This window comes from Geomonas sp. (genome assembly GCF_035254065.1).
Classification (GTDB): domain Bacteria; phylum Desulfobacterota; class Desulfuromonadia; order Geobacterales; family Geobacteraceae; genus Geomonas.
Genome location: NZ_DATFBA010000296.1, coordinates 1 through 4,808 on the forward strand (window position 1 = coordinate 1; position 4,808 = coordinate 4,808).

At 62.1% G+C, this 4,808-nt stretch carries 3 protein-coding genes; all 3 read left to right on the forward strand.

The genetic code is table 11. The annotated features are described in order from the left end of the window. The first annotated feature begins 89 nt into the window (after window positions 1-89). Window positions 90-3,332 carry a fused isobutyryl-CoA mutase/GTPase IcmF gene (icmF, locus tag VJ604_RS13465; RefSeq protein ID WP_324083309.1) on the forward strand — a complete coding sequence of 1,081 codons (3,243 nt, stop codon included), beginning with the start codon at window positions 90-92 and terminating at the stop codon, window positions 3,330-3,332. Window positions 3,333-3,348: 16 nt separating this feature from the next. Further along, window positions 3,349-3,885 (forward strand): nitroreductase family protein, encoded by a 537-nt coding sequence (locus VJ604_RS13470; protein WP_324083310.1) that lies wholly within the window; start codon window positions 3,349-3,351, stop codon window positions 3,883-3,885. A gap of 332 nt (window positions 3,886-4,217) precedes the next feature. Then, window positions 4,218-4,808, forward strand: a 591-nt coding sequence (locus VJ604_RS13475) for a thiolase family protein (RefSeq protein ID WP_324083311.1), incomplete at its 3' end; no start/stop codon positions are given.

Sequence of the window (4,808 nt, forward strand, 5' to 3'; positions counted from 1 at the left end):
GGGGGGATTGCTTTTGAGTTCTGGCGCATCGACGCCGCGGACACCAACAGCTCGACACGGGAACGCATTTTCATGTCAAGGAGACCGTCATGCATACAGCCGCCGCTGCACCTTACCAGAGCAAGCACAAGATCCGCTTCGTGACCGCAACGAGCCTGTTCGACGGCCACGACGCCTCCACCAACATCATCCGCCGCATCCTGCAATCGTCGGGGGCCGAGGTCATCCACCTGGGACACAACCGCTCGGTCGACGAGATCGTCACCGCCGCCATCCAGGAAGATGCCCAGGGGATCGCGGTCAGCTGCTACCAGGGAGGGCATATCGAGTTCTTCCGCTACATCCGCGACCTCCTGGAAGAGCGGAGCGCCGGGCATGTGCGGGTGTTCGGCGGCGGTGGCGGGGTCATCATCCCTGAGGAGATCAAGGAGATCGAGGGGTACGGCGTCTCCAAGATCTTCTCTCCGGAAGACGGCCGTCGTATGGGGCTGCAGGGGATGGTGAACTACATGCTGGAGCTGTGCGATTTCGCACCGGCGCGGGAGATCGGGGAGGAGATCGGCAAGCTGAAGGATCAGGACATCCGGGCGGTCAACACCCTAATTTCGCTGGCGGAGCAGTCGGTCCACGAACAGTCCCAAGGGTACGCGACGGTGCGTGAGCAGATCAGATCGCTGGGGCGCGAGGTCCCGGTCATCGGTATTACCGGGACCGGCGGCGCCGGCAAGAGCTCGCTCACCGACGAACTGGTACGCCGCTACCTGCGCGACTTCCCCGGGCAGAGCGTCGCCATCCTGGCGGTCGACCCTTCCCGGCAGCGGACCGGCGGGGCGCTCTTGGGCGACCGGATCAGGATGAACGCCATCAACACCAACCGCGTCTACATGCGCTCGCTCGCCACCCGCGAGTCCCGCTCGGAACTCTCCGCAGCCATCCACGACGCTCTCGACGTGGTGCGCGCCGCCGGCTTCGATCTCGTCATCGTGGAGACCTCCGGCATCGGCCAGGGGGACGCCGGCATCGTCGGGATCGCCGACGTGGCGCTGTACGTGATGACCTGCGAATTCGGGGCGCCCACCCAGCTCGAGAAGATCGACATGCTCGACTTCGCCGACCTGGTGGCCCTCAACAAGTTCGAGCGCAAGGGGGCCGAGGACGCCCTGCGAAACGTCCGCAAGCAGTACAAGAGAAACCGCAATCTCTTCGATCTGCCGGACGAGGAGCTGCCGGTCTTCGGCACCATCGCCGCCCAGTTCAACGACCCCGGCACCAACGTGCTGTACCGGGCGCTGCTCGACAAGATCAACGAGAAGAAGGGATTGCAGCTCGCCTCTTCGCTCACGATCACCGACCAGAGGAGCAAGAACGCCTCCATCATCCCTCCCGACCGCATCCATTACCTGGGGGAGATCGTGCAGGCGTCTCGTGGCTACCGAAGCAGGGTGAATGAGCAGTCGGAGGTCGCCCGGCGCCTCTTCCAACTGGAGGGGGCCAAGGAGCTGGTGGGATCGGTGGCGGGCGACATCGACCGCTGCATAGGAAATTACCAGGAGAAGCTGCTCGACGAGCCGCGCAAGATCCTCAAGGAGTGGCCCTGCCTCAAGGAGACCTACCGCAAGGACCAACTGGTCACCAAGGTGCGGGACAAGGAGATACGTAGCGACCTCTACACCACCACCCTCTCCGGGACCCGCATCCCCAAGGTCTGCCTCCCCGACTTCGCCGACTGGGGCGAGATCGTGCGCTGGTGCATGCTGGAGAATGCCCCGGGCTTCTTCCCGTACACCGCCGGGCTCTTCCCGTTCAAGCGCGCTGATGAAGATCCCAAGCGCCAGTTCGCGGGGGAGGGGACGCCGGAGCGGACCAACCGCCGCTTCCACTACCTCTGCAAGGACGACGACGCCAAACGCCTCTCCACCGCCTTCGACAGCGTCACCCTCTACGGCGAGGACCCTGACTATCCCCCCGACATCTACGGCAAGGTGGGCGAGAGCGGCGTATCCATCTGCACGGTGGAGGACATGAAGAAGCTCTACGCGGGCTTCGACCTCTGCGCCCCCAACACCAGCGTCTCCATCACCATCAACGGTCCGGCGCCCATGATGCTGGCCTTCTTCTTCAACGCCGCCATCGACCAGCAGGTGGAGCTCTTCAAAGAGCGCGAGGGGCGGGAGCCAAGTCCGGCGGAGTACGAGCAGATCCGCGACTGCACCATCCAGACCGTGCGCGGGACCGTGCAGGCCGACATTCTGAAGGAGGACCAGGGGCAGAATACCTGCATCTTCTCCACCGAATTCGCCCTCAAGATGATGGGGGACATCCAACAGTACTTCATCGATAAAAAGGTGAAGAACTACTACTCGGTATCCATCAGCGGCTACCACATCGCTGAGGCGGGGGCCAATCCCATCTCCCAGCTCGCCTTTACGCTGGCCAACGGCTTCACCTACGTCGAGTACTACCTCTCCCGCGGCATGCACATCGACGATTTCGCCCCCAACCTATCCTACTTCTTCTCCAACGGCCTCGATCCGGAGTACACCGTAATCGGCCGGGTGGCCCGCCGCATCTGGTCGGTGGTGATGAGGGAGAAGTATGGCGCCAACGAGCGAAGCCAAAAGCTCAAGTACCATATCCAGACCTCGGGCCGCTCGCTGCACGCCCAGGAGATGGACTTCAACGACATCCGTACCACGCTGCAGGCGCTTACCGCCATCTACGACAACTGCAACTCGCTGCACACAAACGCCTACGACGAGGCGGTGACCACCCCGACCGAAGACTCGGTCAGGCGGGCGATGGCGATCCAGATGATCATCAGCCGGGAGTTCGGCCTGGCCAGGAACGAGAACCCGACCCAGGGCTCCTTCATCATCGAGGAACTCACCGACTTGGTGGAGGAGGCGGTGCTGGCCGAGTTCGAGCGGATCGATCAGCGCGGCGGCGTGCTGGGCGCCATGGAGACCCAGTACCAGCGCTCCAAGATCCAGGACGAGTCCATGCTCTACGAACACAAGAAGCACTCCGGCGAGCTTCCCATCATCGGGGTCAACTGCTTCCTGAACCCGAGGGCAGGGGAGGACGGCTACCAGGTGCCGGGCGAGCTGGCCCGTGCCACCAAGGAGGAGAAGGAGCAGCAGATCGGGAACCTGAAGGCGTTCCAGGAGAGCAACAGGGAGGAAGCTCCTCTCGCGCTCAAAAGGTTGCAGGAGGTGGCCGTCTCGGGCGGCAACATCTTTGCCGAATTGATGGAAACGGTGAAGGTCGCCTCGCTCGGCCAGATCACCCGCGCGCTGTACGAGGTTGGCGGTAAGTACCGCCGGAACATGTGATGACAATGGAGGAACAATGGATCTGTTTCAGGTGGTCAGAGACCGGCGGAGCATCCGGAAGTACCAGGACCGGCCGGTAGAGTGGGAAAAGATAGAGCAGCTGCTGGACGCGGCGCGGTTGGCCCCTTCCTGGAAGAACATGCAGTGCTGGCGGTTCCTCGTGCTGAACGGAGGGGAGGGGCGGCAAGCCCTCCTGGACGCCTTCCCCGAGGACAATCCGGGAAAGAAGGCGATAGCCTCCGCCCCGGTGGTGATCGTGGTCTGCGCCGACCCGTCCGAGTCGGGGGTGGAGAACGGTATCGAGTACTACGTGGCCGATACCGCCATCGCCTTTGAGCACCTCTGCCTCGCCGCACACGCGCTGGGGCTCGGGAGCTGCTGGATGGGGTGGTATGACGAGAGAGCGGTACGGGAAGGGCTGGGCATTCCGGAAGGGATGCGGGTGGTGGGTATTACACCGCTTGGTTACCCCGACCAGGAGCCCAAGCCGCGTCCGCGCAAGCAGCTGTCCGAGATAGCCTTTGTCGGCCAATGGGGGAAGGCGGCGTGCTGAGCCAGTAGGACAACAAGGAAAAAGCGAGCTATTTAACGACTTCCCTACCATTCTCTGGGCGATACCCAAGGTAAAGTCGCCGCCGGATCCGCGGAGCTATCGGTCGCCGATGCTGGACGGGGAGGGGAAACCCTCCCCCCAATTTCCCTCCCCGCTGTTTCCTGTTACTCACGATATAACTTCATTACCTATCCAAATGCTCGTAAACGTTAAGAAATAGTGCTGCAACTCTCTAATAATTCGCAAATGTAAAAATTCGTTTTAAAACACGTTGACATTCACGTAAACGAAACATATAATCCCCTCTACCAAGAGTGGAGAGGAGGGCGGAAATGGAAGAGATCTTCGTCGTTGACTGCATGAGAACCCCGTTTGGTTCTTTCAATGGCGCGCTTTCGGATGTCGAGCCATCGACACTGGCAGCCACGGTGATAACCGGGCTTTTGGAACGGTCGGGGCTGACGCCTGAGGCGGTCGACGAGGTGGTGATGGGACAGGTGCTCTCCGGTGGCTGCGGTCAGGCTCCGGCGCGGCAGGCCATGCGCGCGGCCGGCATTCCTGATACGGTTCCCGCTCTCACCATTAACAAGGTCTGCGGCTCCGGCCTTAAATCGCTCATGCTGGCTGCTGACTCCATCCGTGCCGGCAACTCCGACGTGGTCCTGGCTGGCGGTATGGAAAACATGTCCCAGGCTCCCTACTTCCTCAAGAAGGGAAGGGGCGGCTACCGCATGGGTCACGATCAGCTGTTTGATTTGCTGATCCACGACGGCCTGCAGGACCCCTACACCGGCAGGCACATGGGGGAGATCGGCGAGGATAGCGCCACCCGAAACGGCATCAGCCGACAAGAGCAGGATGATTTTGCACTTCGCTCCTACCGCCTCGCTCAGTCAGCGGTCAAGGGCGGTGTCTTCGCCAGG

What these genes read in the sequence shown, in the direction of transcription:
- icmF (WP_324083309.1), top strand. Translation starts at nt 90, where the DNA reads ATGCATACAGCCGCCGCTGCACCTTACCAGAGCAAGCACAAGATCCGC.
- VJ604_RS13470 (WP_324083310.1), top strand. Translation starts at nt 3,349, where the DNA reads ATGGATCTGTTTCAGGTGGTCAGAGACCGGCGGAGCATCCGGAAGTAC.